This is a genomic window from Aliarcobacter cryaerophilus ATCC 43158 (genome assembly GCF_003660105.1).
Classification (GTDB): domain Bacteria; phylum Campylobacterota; class Campylobacteria; order Campylobacterales; family Arcobacteraceae; genus Aliarcobacter; species Aliarcobacter cryaerophilus.
Window position 1 is genome coordinate 199,095 of record NZ_CP032823.1, and the last position, 17,739, is coordinate 216,833.

The 17,739-nt window shown below is 25.0% G+C and carries 17 protein-coding genes; 11 read left to right on the forward strand and 6 right to left on the reverse strand.

Going from position 1 to position 17,739, the window contains the following annotated elements; translation table 11 throughout:
• Position 1: 1 nt before the first annotated feature.
• Positions 2-1,306 (forward strand): UDP-N-acetylmuramate--L-alanine ligase, encoded by a 1,305-nt coding sequence (gene murC, locus ACRYA_RS00940; RefSeq protein ID WP_105917155.1) that lies wholly within the window; start codon positions 2-4, stop codon positions 1,304-1,306.
• A gap of 32 nt (positions 1,307-1,338) precedes the next feature.
• On the opposite strand, the gene ACRYA_RS00945 is transcribed toward murC, so the two are convergent.
• Positions 1,339-1,965 (reverse strand): DNA-processing protein DprA, encoded by a 627-nt coding sequence (locus ACRYA_RS00945; RefSeq protein ID WP_105917157.1) that lies wholly within the window; start codon positions 1,963-1,965, stop codon positions 1,339-1,341.
• Between the two features lie 95 nt (positions 1,966-2,060).
• Here ACRYA_RS00945 and ACRYA_RS00950 point away from each other — a divergent pair, with 95 nt between their 5' ends.
• The 5 genes from ACRYA_RS00950 (at position 2,061) to ACRYA_RS00970 (ending at position 6,953) form a co-directional block, all read left to right on the forward strand.
• Positions 2,061-2,777 carry a TnsA endonuclease N-terminal domain-containing protein gene (locus tag ACRYA_RS00950; RefSeq protein WP_228199758.1) on the forward strand — a complete coding sequence of 239 codons (717 nt, stop codon included), beginning with the start codon at positions 2,061-2,063 and terminating at the stop codon, positions 2,775-2,777.
• Positions 2,777-4,633: a TnsB C-terminal domain-containing protein gene (locus ACRYA_RS00955; protein ID WP_105917159.1), complete on the forward strand. Its 1,857-nt coding sequence runs from the start codon at positions 2,777-2,779 to the stop codon at positions 4,631-4,633. The genes ACRYA_RS00950 and ACRYA_RS00955 overlap by 1 nt, the downstream gene beginning before the upstream one ends.
• The gene (locus tag ACRYA_RS00960) at positions 4,630-5,568 is read left to right on the forward strand and encodes a TniB family NTP-binding protein (RefSeq protein WP_105917161.1); all 939 of its coding nucleotides are present in this window, start codon (positions 4,630-4,632) and stop codon (positions 5,566-5,568) included. Before ACRYA_RS00955 ends, ACRYA_RS00960 begins: the two co-directional genes overlap by 4 nt.
• A complete protein-coding gene (locus tag ACRYA_RS00965; RefSeq protein WP_105917163.1) occupies positions 5,565-6,680 on the forward strand; it encodes a TniQ family protein in 1,116 nt (371 codons plus the stop codon). Before ACRYA_RS00960 ends, ACRYA_RS00965 begins: the two co-directional genes overlap by 4 nt.
• An 84-nt stretch (positions 6,681-6,764) precedes the next feature.
• Positions 6,765-6,953: a hypothetical protein gene (locus ACRYA_RS00970; RefSeq protein WP_105917165.1), complete on the forward strand. Its 189-nt coding sequence runs from the start codon at positions 6,765-6,767 to the stop codon at positions 6,951-6,953.
• A gap of 67 nt (positions 6,954-7,020) precedes the next feature.
• On the opposite strand, the gene ACRYA_RS00975 is transcribed toward ACRYA_RS00970, so the two are convergent.
• Entirely contained in the window at positions 7,021-8,526 is a 1,506-nt protein-coding gene (locus ACRYA_RS00975) for a hypothetical protein (RefSeq protein WP_121443263.1), read from the reverse strand.
• 427 nt (positions 8,527-8,953) lie between these two features.
• Between ACRYA_RS00975 and ACRYA_RS10870 the strand changes: the two genes are divergently transcribed.
• From ACRYA_RS10870 to ACRYA_RS01000, 5 genes are all read left to right on the forward strand, one after another.
• Complete coding sequence (locus tag ACRYA_RS10870) at positions 8,954-9,088, forward strand: hypothetical protein (protein ID WP_119184503.1); 135 nt, start codon at positions 8,954-8,956, stop codon at positions 9,086-9,088.
• Between the two features lie 51 nt (positions 9,089-9,139).
• Positions 9,140-9,391: a tyrosine-type recombinase/integrase gene (locus tag ACRYA_RS00985; protein ID WP_228199791.1), complete on the forward strand. Its 252-nt coding sequence runs from the start codon at positions 9,140-9,142 to the stop codon at positions 9,389-9,391.
• A gap of 86 nt (positions 9,392-9,477) precedes the next feature.
• On the forward strand, positions 9,478-11,382 hold the full coding sequence (locus ACRYA_RS00990) for an ATP-dependent nuclease (RefSeq protein WP_105917566.1): 1,905 nt from the start codon (positions 9,478-9,480) through the stop codon (positions 11,380-11,382).
• On the forward strand, positions 11,369-13,300 hold the full coding sequence (locus tag ACRYA_RS00995; protein WP_105917567.1) for a UvrD-helicase domain-containing protein: 1,932 nt from the start codon (positions 11,369-11,371) through the stop codon (positions 13,298-13,300). Before ACRYA_RS00990 ends, ACRYA_RS00995 begins: the two co-directional genes overlap by 14 nt.
• A gap of 74 nt (positions 13,301-13,374) precedes the next feature.
• Positions 13,375-13,767 (forward strand): hypothetical protein, encoded by a 393-nt coding sequence (locus ACRYA_RS01000; RefSeq protein ID WP_105917568.1) that lies wholly within the window; start codon positions 13,375-13,377, stop codon positions 13,765-13,767.
• Positions 13,768-14,054: 287 nt separating this feature from the next.
• Here the strand turns inward: ACRYA_RS01000 and ACRYA_RS01005 are convergent, their stop codons facing one another.
• The 4 genes from ACRYA_RS01005 to ilvC form a co-directional block, all read right to left on the reverse strand.
• A complete protein-coding gene (locus ACRYA_RS01005; RefSeq protein ID WP_105917569.1) occupies positions 14,055-15,080 on the reverse strand; it encodes a hypothetical protein in 1,026 nt (341 codons plus the stop codon).
• A 79-nt stretch (positions 15,081-15,159) separates the two neighbouring features.
• Complete coding sequence (locus ACRYA_RS01010; RefSeq protein WP_105917570.1) at positions 15,160-15,390, reverse strand: DNA-processing protein DprA; 231 nt, start codon at positions 15,388-15,390, stop codon at positions 15,160-15,162.
• A gap of 42 nt (positions 15,391-15,432) precedes the next feature.
• A complete protein-coding gene (locus ACRYA_RS01015) occupies positions 15,433-16,617 on the reverse strand; it encodes a divergent polysaccharide deacetylase family protein (RefSeq protein WP_105917571.1) in 1,185 nt (394 codons plus the stop codon).
• A 39-nt stretch (positions 16,618-16,656) separates the two neighbouring features.
• A complete protein-coding gene (gene ilvC, locus ACRYA_RS01020) occupies positions 16,657-17,679 on the reverse strand; it encodes a ketol-acid reductoisomerase (RefSeq protein WP_105917572.1) in 1,023 nt (340 codons plus the stop codon).
• Positions 17,680-17,739 lie beyond the last annotated feature (60 nt).

Genomic DNA, 17,739 nt, shown 5'->3' on the forward strand with positions numbered 1-17,739 from the left:
ATTGAGAGTTCATTTTATAGGAATTGGTGGAATAGGGCTTTCAGCATTAGCTAGATTTTTGAACTTTGATGGTCATAGCGTTAGTGGAAGCGATATGAAAAGTTCATCTATAACAAAAGAGTTAGAAAAAGAGGGAATAAAAGTATCTTGTCCGCAAGAAGCAAAAAATATAACTGATGATTTGGATTTAGTAATTTATTCAGCAGCAGTTACAGATGAGAATCCTGAGTTAATAGAAGCAAGACTTAAACAAATAAGAACTCTATCAAGAAAAGAAGCACTTCCTATAATTTTAGGAGATAAGAAAAATTATTGTGTTGCAGGTGCTCATGGAAAATCAACTACAACAGCAATATTAGCAACAATTTTACAAAGCAGTGCATTAATTGGTGCTATTTCAAAAGAGTTTGGAAGTAACTTTAGATATGTAGATAAAACAGTTGCATTTGAAGCTGATGAGAGTGATGCTTCATTCTTACTTTCAAATCCATATTGTGCAATTGTTACAAATGCTGAACCTGAGCATATGGAGTATTATCACTATGATTATGATAAATTTTATGAATCATATGAAACTTTTTTAAATTTGGCAAAAAAAAGAGTTGTAAATGCTGAGGATAAAGATGTCCAAAAATTAAAAATTGAAGATGCAACATATCTTTATCCATCAAAAGATATAAAAAATCTTTGCTACACTTTAAAAAATGGACAACCTTGTACTAAATTTGATTTAAAAGATTATGGTACTTTTGAAGTTTGGGGATTTGGTTTTCATATAGCTTCAAATGCCTCTTTAGCAATTCTTGCAGCTTTAAATGAGCTAGATATTGAGACTATTAGAAAAAATCTTTTAAACTATAAAGGTATAAAAAAGAGATTTGATATTGTTCAATCAAATGATAAATTTGTAGTAATTGATGATTATGCACATCATCCAACAGAGATTGAAGCAACTATGAAATCAGTTGAGTTATATGATAATCTTACAAACTTTAATAACAGAATAGTTCTTTGGCAACCTCATAAATATAGTAGAACTAGTGATAATCTTGAAGGCTTTAAAAAGTGTTTTAGAAGATGTGATGAGTTAATTATTCTTCCTTTATGGACAGTTGCTGGTGAGAAAAAGATAGATATTGATTTTCAAAAAGAGTTTGCTAGTTATAATCCAATTTTTGCTGATAGAATAGTTTCATATAAAGGAAAAATTGAGCTCATAAAAGATGATAAAATCATAAAAACTTATGATGAGGGGATATTTTTGGGTGTTGGAGCTGGAGATATAACTTATCAATTAAGATACTAATAGATACATTTTGTATCTATTAGTATTTGTGGCTAAACTACAAAAACTTTTCCATCTTTGATAGATATTTTGCCATCTAACTCATATTCCAAAATTTTATCTGGATATTTTAAAAGTACTTCATCATAAATTGGATTATTCTTACAATATTCTAAAATCTCATCAAAGCTATTTTCAAACCCAAAAAGACCAACTCCAATAATATCTTGTACAAACTCATCAATATCATAAATTGCTTTTGCTAAACCTTTTTTGATTAATTCATTTGTGGCTAAACTCTCATTTATTCTATGTGGTAAAACAAAAATTTCTTTGTTTTGTTTAAGTGCAAATTCCAAAGATGTAATACTTCCAGAGTTTAAATCAGCTTGAGTAACTATTAATTTTTCACCCAAAGCTACAACTATCTCATTTCTTTGTACAAAACTATAGATTCTTGCTTTTTCGCCCTCTTTAAAACTTGAAATAATTAAACCATTTTTCTCAATCTCAACAATTTGATTTTTGCTCACTGTTGGATATTTTATATCTAAACCATTTGCTACAACTGCTATTGTGTTATTTACTCCAGCTCCACTGTGAGCTATGCTATCAACTCCCATGGCTGCACCACTTACTATACAAATTCCATTTTGAGATAGTTTGGATGTCAGTTCCATCAACAAACTTAATTCACAGTATAAAAATATGAAACAATTCGTAAGAAAATCTACAATAATTAACTTAAATAAATATAAGATAAAGGTTAAATAAATTGAATACAATAATAACTAACTTAAATAAATTAGCGGTTGGAGAATTTGAGAAAGCTTTGTATAATATAAATATGAGTACTAGAAAAATCAAAAAAAGTTATATATCTTGTACAGGATATTTCGCTAGTTATAAAAATAAAAAACAAATTGCTTTTGAGTCTGTTCTTGAAAGAGATTTTTATATGTTGTTAGAATTCGATGAGAATGTGATTTCTTATGCAGAACAACCTATAACAATAAATTATGAGTATAAAGATGGTTCAAAAAGAAAATATACACCAGATTGTCTTGTTGCTTATAAAGATGGAACAGATCGATATTATGAAGTAAAATATATAAACGAGATTAGAAATGATAGTGAACTTAGAGAAAAAATAGATTTTCTTAAATCATATTTTTATAATGAGTATACTTTAAAATTCGATATTTTTACTGATGAAGAAATTAGTAAAATTTATCTTGATAATTTAAAATTTTTATATAAATTTGCTTTTATTTCTCAAGATAATGAGAAAATAGTAAGAATTAATAAGATACTTAATGAAGTTGATAAAATCAATGTAAAAGAATTATTGGATGTATTAAGTGACAATAAAATGGAACAAATGAAATGTTTACCTTATGTATGGAGATATGTATTTGAAAATATTAAGGTGGTTAATCTCTATAAAAAATTTACAATGAATACTGAATTAGAAAAAAAGGTTATGATGTAATGGGAAAAATAGAATTAAAAATTGGTTCAGTTGTTTTTTACAATAATGAGCAATATAAAATCGTAAGAATAATTAGTATAAATGAAGTTGAAATAGAAAACTTAGTTACATTTGATATTTTATTTGTAACACTTAATGAATTATCTTCTAAAATTATTAATGTTGTTGATGTGAAAACTTACCTTGATAATTACTCAGACCAAGAATGGGAAGAAGCAAATAAAAGATATGAGATTATTAAAGATTTAGTTTTTGTAAAGAGAACAAAAAATGAAGTAGAAGAAGTTGGCAAAAAATATGGCTATAGTTATGTTACCTTGTATGAATGGATAAAACTTTTTGAACAAACAAATGAGATAAGTTCATTAGTATCAAATATATCAAAAAGAGGTAAAAAAGGAAGTAGACTTGATCCAAAAGTAGATAATGTGATAACAGAAGTACTTGAAGATTTGTATCTAAATAAACAGCGATATAGTTTTAAAAGAATTTATAACAAAATCTACACTTCATGTAAACATCAAAATATAATTCCTCCACATGAAAACACTCTAAGAAATAGAATTGAATCTCTAGACCCTAAAAGAGTAGTAAAAGAACGAGAAGGATATAAAGAAGCTAGAAAACAATTTGATAATTTTGAAGGGGAATTTCCTGAAGGAAATTATCCATTGGAATTTATACAAATTGATCATACACCTTTGGATATAAGAGTTGTTGATAATATCTATAGAAAACCAATAGGTAGACCATATTTAACTTTGGCTATTGATGTTTATTCTCGAATGATAGCAGGAATTTATGTGTCACTACAAGCACCAGGATATTATAATGTATCACAATGTTTATATAATGTATTTACTCAAAAAGAAAAAATACTTCACCAATATAATATTGATGGTGATTGGAATATTTTTGGAATTCCAAGAATAATAGGAGTAGATAATGGTGCTGACTTAGTTAGTTCAGATATGCAAAGAGTATGTGATGAATATGGAATTACTTTGATGAAAAGACCAGTTGCTAGACCACAATTTGGTGCTCATGTTGAGCGAGTACTTGGAACTATAAATAAAGAAGTACATAATTTGGCAGGAACTACATTTTCAAATATAACTGAGAAAGGTGCTTACAAATCAGATAAAGAAGCGATGTATACACTGGATGAATTAAAAGAATGGTTGATTCATTATATAGTAAACATTTATCATAAAAAATATCATAGTGGTATAGAGATGACACCTGAACAAAAATATATGCAAGGATTGATAGGTGATGATGAAAATGCTGGTATTGGATATTTGCCTTCTATGATTGATAATATTGAAGATGTAAAAATTTCGCTTCTACCTACTGAATATAGAACAGTTCAAAAAGATGGAATTACACTTGATGGTATAGGTTATTATTCTGATGTTTTAAGACATTGGATAGGTAAAACAGATAGTGAAAAATCAAAAATAAAACATAAAATAAAAAGAGACCCTCTAAATATTCAGAAAATATATTTTTATGATTCAGAATTAAAAGAATATTTTGAAATACCATATAGAAAACTTTCAGCTCCAGTTATGACACTATGGGATTTATATGCTGTCAAAAAACACCTAAAAGATAGAAAAATAACTAATTACAATGAAGATGATATATTTGACGCTTATGAACAGTTATTAAAGATAGAAAATGAAGTAAAAAATAAACATTCACAGCATCAGAGAGATACTTCAAGGCAAAAAATTACAACACTTAAAAGTAATGAAATAAAAAAAGAATCTATTAGTTTATCATCAGAGCATTTTGATTCTTTATTCAAAGATATACAAATTTATGATATTACTTCAAAGGATTCAAAATGAATGGTATGGCATTAACAAATGAAGCACAACAAATTATAAATAAGACAAATTCAGAAAGAATAACATATATTTCAGAGGATAGATGGGTACATTATCCTCAAGCAGAAGAAATTATTCAAACATTAGAAAGTATAAAAACTTATGAGAAAAACAAGACAAGAGTTACTAGTATTCTTTTAGTAGGCTCATCGAATAATGGAAAAACTTCACTTTTGGAAGAGTTTGTTAGAAGAAATCCTAGCTATGATTATTATAGTGAGAATTCAGACAAATTAACAAAAGAGTTTTTTGATAATTATAATGCAATTGGTATACCTGCTTTATCTATTTTAGCACCAAATGAACCAAATGAATCAAGGCTTTATAGTAACATATTAAATAAAATTTTTGCTCCATTTAATGAAAGAGATTCAGTTGCTAGAAAACAATATCTTGTGCAGTATTATTTAAATCTATTGAATGTTGATATGCTTATCATAGATGAAATACACAATATCTTAAGTGGTTCGATTGCAAAACAGAAACAAGTTTTAAATGCAATTAAAAATCTTAGTAATCATTTAAAAATACCAATTGTTCTTTCTGGTACTAAAGATGCACTAAGAGCTGTAAGTACTGATACTCAAATAAGTAGTAGATTTAGACCAATTTATTTAAGAAAATGGAAAATGGATAAAGAGTTCGTTTCTTTACTAGCTACATTTATAAAAACATTACCATTAAAAAAAGAATCTATTATTTTAACATCAAATACAGCAATGGAGATTCTTGAAATTTCAGATGGCAATATAGGTGATATTGTCGGATTATTAAAAAAAGCAGCAATTTATGCTATAAAAAGTGAAAGTGAAAGAATTACTCTTAAAGAAATCAGGGAATGTGATTATATTTCAATGTCAAATGTTAAAAAAATAGTAGAATTGAGTGAGATATGATAAAAAGATTAAAAAATATTGTTATAAAAGATACAAATTTTGTTGTAGCACCAAAAATATACGAAGATGAGCTATTAAGCTCTTGGTTCATAAGAACTGCCTATGCTCATCATACTCATCCTCATACATTTTTACAATTACATTTATCAAGAAATAGTCAAATTTTAACGGCTAATAATTTTGATATTGTATTATCAGATGATGAAATAAAAGTTTTAGAGTCAAAATCAAATAATATAAATTTGAGACAAGCAACTTTAAAAAGTTATAATGGATATTTACAAGAAAATATTATATCTAATGGACAAAATTCTTTAATTTGTTCTTTAAGATTTTGTCCTAAATGTTTGAAAGAAAAAATAGTATATTTTAAAAAGAATTGGAAAATAATAATTAATACAATATGTTTAAAGCATAATTGTTATCTTCATGATTGTTGTCCTAATTGTAAATCAAAGTTACAAATTTCAAAAATGTTTGAACAAAAAAAGAGTTTTAAATATTGTCACTTTTGTGGCTTTGATTTATCAAAAACAAAAGTGGAAATAATAAAAATTCCATCGATTTTTATTAATCATACAAAAAAACTAAATGATATAATAAAAAAAGGTTTTGTGATATTAGGTGATAGATATATCTACTCTTTTTTGTTCTTTGATGCACTATTACAAATAGTAAAAAAGATTGTTAAGCATAAAAACTTAGAATTAGTGAAAAAATATGATATTTTTAAATATATTGATATAAAGAAAAGAATTCCAAATAGTTTACCAACTCATTTTTATCTTTCAATTAAAGAACAGTTTATAATATTTTCAATAATTATTGATTTATTTGAAGAATATCCTATTAAATTTAAAAGATTTATTTTAGAAAATAGAATATCTCACTGGCAAATGACAAGAGATAAGGCTTACATATCTTATTGGTATAATGAATTGATTAATAGTATAATACCCCGAGAAATCTATAATGCAAGAATAATAACAGATGAAGAAATCCAAAATGCAAAGAAATATCTTATTTCACAAGGAATAGAAGTAAATAGGTCGAGTATGAGTAGAATTACTGGATGTAATTTTCATAGTAGTTATAATCAATTGAGTTTTTAGATAATTTTAGTATAAAATAATAATAAGTTATGATATTTAAAAGTATAAGCATTAGATTATTTATAAAAAATATAACGGATATGCGTGGAAATTTTTATTGGCTCTTTAGTTTTGTATATAATTTACATTTTATTTTATAAATCAAAAAAAACATTAGTTAAAGATAATTCTGAAATACCAATAGATAGTAACTCAAACATCACAGTAAATAATGAATTAAAAAAAGAAAATTTAGTTTACAATGATTTATCAAAATCATATAATATAAATTAAACAAAAGATTATTATTCTCAATAATTATAGATAGGCTTATTTTATTTAGCATCTAGGTGATTAAATATTAGTTCATTAGAACGGTTGGGTGTATCTTTTTTAAACACTGCATAAAATCTTTGGGAGAAATATTTAAAGTTTTCAATATGTTAATTATCGTAGGAGGATAAATATATTCATCTTTTTTATGATGTCCCATAGTATAATGTTTTCCTCCAAATTTATATATTGAAATCTCACTACCTTTACCTTCTCTAATTTCACATCCAATTGACTTTAAGATAATTAATAATCTTGATTGTTTTATTGTGAATATCTCATTTTTATCAAATTTTACATCATCTAGATCTGCAATATTTTTTTCTTCATCCTCGATAATTAAATTATTATTATGCTTATTCATAAATTGATTAAGAATTTTATTATGATCTATTTTATTATATATATTTTCTAAATAAGAATAAATTTTTTCTAATATAAATAGATTTATTTTTAAAGCATACAAATTATCTATATTATTAATATTTAAAGTAGATATCCAACGTCTTATTTTATCTTCAAAAACTCCATCATAATTTAGAACAACCTGAAATATTCTTTTTTTCTTTAATTGTTTATTCAATTCATTATTATCAAACCAGAATGAGATAAATCCAATAGAATTATCAAAATTCCACGCCCATGATATATCAAATTCATCTTTAATAATAGGAATTAAATTATCAGAGTCTTTATAGCTTGAGCTCATAAATGTCCCCCACCATTTTATATCTTGAGCTAATTCAAAAACTTTTTTTAATAACTCATCCTTATTTAGGGATTCTAAATTAGATGATAATTGAATTGAATTAGTAAGAGATAATAACTCTTTAAGGAAGTTTTGATGAAAATTGTAGAGGTATAACTGATTTTTTATAAATTCTCTTTTTTCTAATGCTATATTACCAATTAAATTAATTGATGTTCTATCTTTAATTTCAACATATTGTTTAAATGTATGTTCATAAAGGAAATAAGGAATATATTCAAGGAACAAATCAATGAAAGAATAAAATATTGTATTTTCTCTTATAGAGATTTTTTGATCAAACCAAGGAAGAATCTCATGATAAATTCTATAATATCTATCAACTTGATCTTTGTCTTTATTGTTAATTTTAGAAATTCTTTTAGAACAATATTCTTTAGACAACTCTAAAAACTCATTACGTATAGAAAAATATTCTTTGTTTTCACTTAGATTAATTAAAGCAGAAGTAACTATTTGACCAACGTATTTATTATTTATATCAACCATTTTTCTCAAAAGAATATTTAATCTGTCATAAAGTTCTTTTCCTAAAATTTTACTTTTATCTATAGGTATTATACAAGTATTTATTTCTTGATAATTAACAACATCCCTAATAGATCTTTCAATATCTAAAATTTTATTTTTTTCATATTCCAATAAATTATCATCTAATCCTAACTTTTTTATATGAGAGATAACATCTTTATTTTTAAATATTTGCTTTTTTATTCCCACTAAATTTATTTCATTAAGTACAGCATCGTGTTTTTGATTTTCCATAAAACTCTTTCATAGTTTATTATTCATGATTATTAAAATTTTGTTTTTAATATAACTAATAAAACCTTTTAAAATCAAACATTAATTAATTTAAAATATTTATTGTATATTTTTTATTTCTATTAAATCACATAAATTTACGTACTTCATTCACACTATAAATTTCTTAAGTATATAATTTAGGGTAGTTCATCAGCTTTAAAGTCCTTATGTCAGTCATTTGTGATTTTAAAGCACCTAAAATAACCTTATAAAAGACAAATTATGAGGGAATAATATGAAAAAGAAAAAATTTACTAAAATTAGAGAAAATATTAAAGAAGTTGAATACTAAAAACTTTTAACATATTTAAATGGAAAAGAAGATTTAACTACTAATACTAAAAACAATCTAAGACGAACTTTTATTCTATTATATTTTACAGGTATGATAGTTAATGAAGTTAAACAATTAAAAGTAAAAGATATAAATATAATCTTTGAAAAAGAAGAACTAATTATAGTTACTCATAAAACTAGAAAAGAAAGAAAACTATTTTTTTCAAAAGAAGCTATTAAATAAATTAAAAAACATTTTGTATTTAATGATGATTCAAAAGATGAAGATTTTGTTATAACAACAAAAGGAAATCCACTAAAAACTCCAAGTAGTTCAACATTTATTGCAAAAGTAAATAGTTTTATTCAAGAAGTTCTCGGACATAGATATTCATCTCACTCTTTTAGAGCAGGAATTATAACTGATATGTCAAAATCTATTAATCCTAAATTCATTAAAGAATTTATTGGTCATAGTGATATAAAAACTACTATGCGATATATTAGACCTACTGATGAAGATTTGAAGAAGTGTTTGATAAGATAAGTAAAAAAATAACAAATTATAAAAAATGTGACTCAATTTGTGACGAAAAAATGATAAAATCATTGATATTTATAATAAGGAAATAAATGTTTTTATCTAATATTAAACTTTGGAACTTTAGAAAATATGGAAATGAACAAGAGTACAATTTAAAAAAAAATATTCCTGATTTAAATCTAACTTTTCAAAAGAATTTAAATGTGCTAATCGGTCAAAATGATGCAGGTAAAACTGCTATTATTGATGCTATAAAACTTATATTAAAAACACATAGTTATGAATACATAAAAATAGAAAATCTTGATTTTTATAACAATTCTAAACGCTTTAGAATAGAGGTGGAATTTAATGATTTAACAGATGATGAAGCGAAAAATTTTGTTGAATGGTTAGGTTATGAAGGTGAAAAAGTTTTTCTTAGATTAATATATGATGTATCAAGAAATGATGAAAGAATATTTCCTTCTGAAGTAAAAGCTGGTGTTGATGAAGATGGTTCACAGATGACTGCAGAAGCTAGAGAGTATTTAAAAGTTACTTATCTTAAACCCCTTCGTGACGCTCAGAATGAATTGGTAGCCAAAAAGAATTCTAGGGTTTCTCAAATTTTATTAGGTGATGAAGCTTTTAAAGGAAAAGAAGAAACACATTATTTAATCGATTATTTTAAAGAATTTAATCAAACAATTGAGAAATATTTTGAGGGCAAAGATAAAGATGGTAATGAATTTACTGAAGATGAAAAGAAATTAGGAAAAGTCTTAAAAGATAAAATTGATACATATATTAAAGCTTTTTATGAACCTTCAAAAGAAAGTGAATTTGAAATAAGTGGAAGCAAACTACGAGAAATTTTAGAAAAAATATCAATATTTATAAAAGATGAAAAAAACTTAGGACTAGGTACTCTAAATAGGTTATTTATGGCTACAGAGTTATTACATCTTGGAAAAGAAGATTACCATGGTTTAAAGCTTGGATTAATTGAAGAGTTAGAGGCACATTTACATCCTCAAGCTCAAATGAAGGTTATTGAGAGGTTGCAAAAAGAAGAAAATAAACAACTTATTTTAACAACACATAGTCCAAATCTTGCATCTAAAGTAAAGTTAGATAATCTAATTATTTGTAACAATAAAGCAAATTCTATGGCTAAAGAAAATACAGCTCTTAAAGATACAGATTATAAATTTTTGGAAAGGTTTTTAGATACTACAAAATCAAATTTATTTTTTGCAAAAGGAGTTATTTTAGTTGAAGGTTGGGCTGAAGAAATGCTCATACCTTCTTTAGCCAAAAAAATAGGATATGACTTAACTGAAAAACAAGTTTCAGTAGTTAATGTTGGAAATACTGCTTTTCTTAGATATGTAAATATTTTTAAAAGAAATGATTTGCAAAATGATATAGGGATTAAAGTTTCAGTTATTACAGACTTGGATTTAAGACCTGAAAGATATGCTATTAAAAAAAATTTAGATACAAGTAAATATGCAGAGAATAATATTATTACAGAATTCGTTCCTGATGATGTAATTAGAGATAAAAAAGCAAGTTTTGAATCAGTAGGAATTTCAAATATTAAAGCATTTATTTCTCCTCATTGGACATTGGAATATTGTATTGCGAAAACTGAAGTTCTAAGAAAAATATTTTTTAAAGCTATACTTGAAGCTCATTTGGAACAGAAAGAAAATGATTGTATTCGAGAATCAATATTACAAGACTATAGAGATGCTGTTTCTAATTATGAAACAGCATTTAGTAACTGGAATGAGGATAATGATAACATAGCATTTGATATTTATTGGCAAATTTTAGGTGAATTAAAATTTTCAGATAATGCAAAAGAAAAAATATCTAAGTCTATAATTGCTCAAAGATTTGCAGATATATTAGAGAATAGTTCTGAAGATATAGAACCTGAACAAATTAAACAAGATTCTAATATTAAATATTTATGTGAGGCTATAGAACATGCTTGTTCATAATATTAATATTACTGATGAAGATATTAAATACGCAGAAAATATTCTGTTAAAAGAAGGTCAAAGATTTGAAGATGATAGCAATGAAAGAATTAATTTTATAAAAGATTTAACCACCCTTGATTTACAAGCTGTCCCTGGTAGTGGAAAGACTACGGTCCTTCTTGCTAAATTATTAATTTTAGAAAGATATTTACCTTTTGATGATGGCTCAGGTATACTTGTTATCTCTCATACTAATACTGCAATTGATGAAATAAAAAATAAAATAGGTAAGTATTGTCCAAAGCTTTTTTCTTATCCAAATTTTATCGGTACTATTCAATCTTTTGTAAATAAATTCCTATCAATACCTTTTTATAAACAAATACTAAAGAAAAAAATAAATATCATAGATAATATTACCTATGATGAAACAGTATCAAAATATATTTTACCTTATGGTGCAACACAATGGGTTAATAGATTACAAGATAGTGATGATTTCAAAAAATCTTTAAGATTTAATGATAATGTAAATTTAATTGAAGGAATAAATGGTTTAGAAAGTAATTTTAGGTTAAAGAATAAAGAAAGTCCTACCTATAAAGCTTTATATGAAATGAAATTAAATATTCTAAAGGCAGGGATATTACATTTTGATGATATGTATTTTTTGGCAAATCGTTACTTAGTAAAAAAAGAAAATATAATTGATATATTAAGAAAAAGATTTACTATAGTATTCATCGATGAAATGCAAGATATGGATAAAATTCAGCATGATTTGTTAGAAAAAATGTTTTTTATTAATTCCGAAACCATTTTTCAAAGGATTGGAGATAAAAATCAAGCTATTTATAATGGAGGAAATATTGAAACGGATGTAATTTGGCAAGATAGAGAAAAAGTTTTAAATCTTACAGGAACAAATAGATTTTCTCAAACAATTGCAACTTTTGTTCAAAACTTTGGAATAATTAATACCCCAATAAATTCTTTACAAAATAGTCGAGAAGATTTAAAACCTCACTTATTTATATATAAAGATGAAAATATTCAAGATATAATTCCTAAATATTCACAATTAATTAGGAGTTATGTAAATGATGGATTGTTTCAAATAGATAAAGAAAAACCTTTTAAAGCTATTGCTTGGATAAAAGAACATGAAACAAAAATCGCTTTAAAAAACTATTTTGAAAACTTTGAAGAAAATCAACATAAAGTGAAAGAAAATTATAAAAATCTAAAAAGTTATTTGGTCTATTTTGAAAGAGGAAATGGAAGTTTTAAAGGCATTAAAAAAAGTATTCTAAATGCTCTTGTAAAGATATTAAAATTAGAAAATACAAAAGATGAAAATGATAGGTTTTATACAAAAAAATCATTAATAAATATAATTAGTGAAAAACAAAAAGAACAACAAAATAGTATTTATGATGATTTCAATTTAAATATTTACAAATGGTGTAAGAAACTTTTAGTGACAAATAATCTTGATATTACTTTCAATGAAATAAAAGAATACATACCTGTTTTTTTAAATATTTTTGAGAAATCAATTGTTAATAGTAGAGTATTTATTAATGATGAATCTTTATTAATCTCAGCTAATATCACATCTAGTGAAATTAAAAATATTTATAATCAAGATGGATTTGATATTCATATCTCAACAGTTCATAGTGTTAAGGGTGAAACCCATACAGCAACTTTATATTTAGAATCTTCTTATTATTCTGAATATGAATCGCAAAGGCTTTTAGAACAATTTAAAAATGTGCCTTTTAATAATCCGGCATTAAGACATACTCAAAGTACTAAAATGGCTTATGTAGGTTTTTCTAGACCTACCCATTTATTATGTATTGCTATACATGAAGATAGATTTGATAGTTCATTAGATACATTAGGTTATTTTGAAATTATATATATCTAGAAAGATTGTTAATTAATAAGAAATTATGTATTTTTTATTTTTATGTATAAATTTAAGGAGAAAATTATAACAATATGAGTACCGAATATTCAAAAGAACAGAAAATTGCATCAAATAAATATAGTGGTATTAAATCTAGAGTAAAAAAGAAACCGGGATATGACTTAGAAAATTTTTGGAAAAGAGAAGAATTTATAAAATGGTATATTCAAACTGAAAAAAAGTGCTTCTATTGCAATAGTACGGATATTGAAATAAAGTCATTCTATGAAAGAACAACTTCCAAAAGAAAGATAACTAGAGGGAAAAACTTAGAAATTGATAGAAAAGAAGATAAAGAATATTCTGAGGATAATTGTACTTTTATTTGTTATTGGTGTAATAATGCAAAATCAGATGTTTTTTTTTCAGATGAATTTAAATCTATAGGTCTAGCAATAGGTTCTGTAATAAAATCTAATTGTTAATTATATTTTATAAAAAGTTAAGCGACTAAATTAATATATTTTATGTGCTTTATAATCTTTCAACAAGAAATAGGACATAAAATTCTGGAAATTTTTTTCAAAACTTCTAGGTTTTGAATTCAATCACTTATATTAATTTTCAGTGTTCCTCAATGTGTTCAAAAAGTAAAAACTACGAAGTGCAACAAACCTTATGGAACTACGGAATAAAAGAGTTAGCTTTTAAACGATGTGTGAAATAAAGGCAAGTTAGAAAAATAAACATTTATAAACCGTATAATAGTATATTATACGCAGGTATTAGCTATTTCATTAATTAGCATTTTTTGTTGATAATCACTCATGTGATATTTTGGGATACGTGCTTCATAAGTTTTATATCTTGCTTTCAAAAGTATACATATTTCTTCTAGTTCTTCTAGTTTTTTCAACTCCAAAAATTGAATTATATCATCTTCAATATAAGTAAAAATTTTATTTACATAAAAGCAAAAGAAATTTCTTTTTAGTTTTCTGTCATTTAGAATAAACATGAAAACAATTAAGTATTCTTTATATTCTGCATGTGATAAACTAATTTCCAATTTATAATGGGTATTTATTTTATATTCTTGAATAATAGACAAGTTCTTAAAAACTTGTTTAAAATTATTACTTATCATTAATGAACAATAATTGAAATACCTATATTGTTCTAAATCTAAATCTATAACAGGAAAGTAATCATTATGCATAGAGGTACTATATATTTTATAATGAATATTTATATTCTTAAGTTCATACATATTTAAAAAGCTTTTAGTTTTAATATTTCTGACAATACATACTTCACCATATTTAGGATGTATAAATTCATTTGAATGTGATTCCAAATTAAACTCGCCAAAATAAGGAAAAAAACATCGTACTTGAGAATAATCTAATTTATTATTGTTATTGATTTTTTGAAAAAAAATATATAGAAAATTCTTTTCTATTCTTTTTTCAATTAATAGTTGACATACTAAAGCAATAACTTTATCAGAAAAATGTCTTCTAGTATGTATATCAATTTTATTATGTCGTTTTGAATATTTAAATTTGGAATATATTGATTTAAGATCACCATTCAAAGTAGCTTTTAACAATGGTGCTCTAGTTGCATAGTATCTTTCAAAGATTACACTACATGGAATTATGAGTAAATAATGATTAAACTTGTAATAATAAGCATATCCTGTAAGTTTTAGGTCTTGAAGTTCATCTTCCGTAAATAAACTATTTAATCTTATTAATTTATCTTTTTCAGATGTAACAATTTTATGTAAACTCAAGATAGTTCTTTTTGATGTAAGTTTATAATTGTATATGAGATGAATATTTTTAATAATTCATTTGTACTTTTTAAAATCATCATATAATTATATTTAAGTTAGTTGTTGTATATTTAAGTTTGTTATTGTATATGACATTGGAAGCTAGTTTATAAGTAAACTCTTTTGTATAATTTGAAGGTCTTCTTGTGCCTACAATAGAGATTTTTTTTCTTTTTAAAAGTTCAGTATTTCCTATAAAATAGAGCTCTTTTGGGTATTTCTTCATAGCTTCAAGTTCTTTGATTTTAAAATCAAATTGATTTATCATAAAAAACCCTTGATAATTTTTGTATTTATTTTAACTAAATTTTTATAAATATGGAAGTTTGTTTAAAAATATCGGTTCAACATCGTTTAAAAGATGTTTTGACTCTTTTAGAACTTTGAAAGTAACTTCATAAGGATGTCCAATAGCTATTGCAAAACCTTGTTTTTTGGCAACTCTTATTGCATCTTTTAGCTGATTTTGAATAGCTGTAAAGCTTCTGTCATTATCCAAAAAAGTATCTCTTACAATATATGGCATTTGGTATTTTATAGATAACTCTTTTGCTACAGAGTTTGGAGTTGTTTTGCTATCTACAAATATAAAATTATATTTTTTTAATGCACGAAAAAGTTTATCCATAGCTTCATAATTTTCTGTAAAAACCGAACCAGTATGGTTATTTGTATAAGTAGTATTTGGATACAAAGCTCTAAGCTGTTTTACTCGTGCTTCTATTTTTTCATAACTATCAGATATATTTAAAGTATCAATTTCAATATTTTTAAAGTTTTTAGAAGCTTGCATTGGAAAGTGTATCATATGAAATGGTAAATTTTGTGTAATAGTAGCTGACTCTTTTTGTGCACCATTAGGTGGTAAAAATGCCATACTTATAGGATATCCAATATTTAAAATTTTATCTTTTTGTGATTTTGATACTACATCATCTATTATAATTACTAGTTTTGGTTTAGTTTTTAAATCATATTTGTAGCTATCTTTTTTTGTTATTAATTGTTTTTTTTCTTTTGTTATAGGTTTTTCTATTTGAACTTTTTCTTCGATTATCTCATCTTCTATCTCTTTTGATGGTTCTTTGGGTTGTTTTATTTCTATTTTTTGTTCAATTTTTGATTTTTCAATCTCTTTTTGTTTTTCTAAAACCTCTTTTAAAATATCTTTTTTTAGCTCTTTTTCAAAAATCTCTTTTTTATCTTCTTCTAATTGTAAATTTTTTTCTAAAATGTTATTTTTACTATCTGGATTTAAGCTTTCGATAACCTCTTCCATAATTTCATCATTTGTATATAATTTTTGAGATTGTAAGATGTTATTGTTAGAAGAAGATTTTATTCTTTGATTATTTTTACTCAAGAAAAAATAAGCAAAAAGCAGAAGTAGAAAAATAAGAGTTAAAAGTACTATAAAATTTCTCGCAAGATTTCTTTTTCTTAAGCTTTTTTTTATAGGTGAAATTTTTCGTTTTTTTCTTGTTTTTTTTGTCATAAGATAGTTTTATTTTAAGAGCAAAAGCTCTTAAAATAATTAGTTAGTCTCTTGATTTACTATTTTTTTAGATGCAATCCAAGGCATCATATTTCTAAGTTTTACACCAGTTTGCTCTAATAAAGAAGCTCTTGTATATGCTCTTTCAGCATTCATTCTTGGGTATCCTGATTGTCCTTCAAGAATGAAATCTTTAGCAAATACACCATTTTGAATCTCTTTTAATATTTGTCTCATAGCTTTTTTAGACTCATCATTTATAACTCTAGGTCCTGATACATAATCTCCGTACTCAGCTGTATTTGAAATAGAGTATCTCATATCAGCAATTCCACCTTCATACATTAAGTCAACAATTAATTTTAACTCATGTAAACACTCAAAATATGCCATTTCAGGCTCATAACCAGCTTCTGTTAGAACTTCAAATCCAGCTTGAACTAAAGCAGTTGCTCCACCACAAAGAACTGCTTGTTCACCAAATAGGTCTGTTTCAGTTTCATCTTTGAAAGTAGTTTCTATAATTCCTGTTCTTCCACCACCAATTGCACTAGCGTATGCAAGAGCAACTTGTTTTGTATCACCAGATGCATCTTGATGAATTGCAATTAAATCTGGAATTCCTCCACCTTTTGTAAACTCGCTTCTAACTGTATGACCTGGAGCTTTTGGAGCAATCATCATAACATTCATTTTTTTACAAGGAATAATTCTTTTATAGTGAATATTAAATCCATGTCCAAATGCTAAATAAGCACCATCTTTTAGGTTTGGTTTAATCTCTTTTTCATAAATTTCAGATTGACTCTCATCTGGTAAAAGTATCATAACAACATCTGCAATTTTTGTAGCTTCAGCAACTGTTAAAACTTTGAAACCTTTAGCTTCAGCTTTTTTCCAAGAACTACCATCTTGTCTTAAACCAACAACAACTTCAACACCGCTATCTCTTAAGTTTTCAGCGTGTGCGTGTCCTTGTGAACCAAATCCAATCATTGCAACTTTTTTTGATTTTATTAACTCTATATTACAATCTTTGTCATAGAATACATTTATTGCCATTTATCTACCCTCTGTTTTTTTAAAAATTTATCAAGATTATACAAAAATATATATAAATAT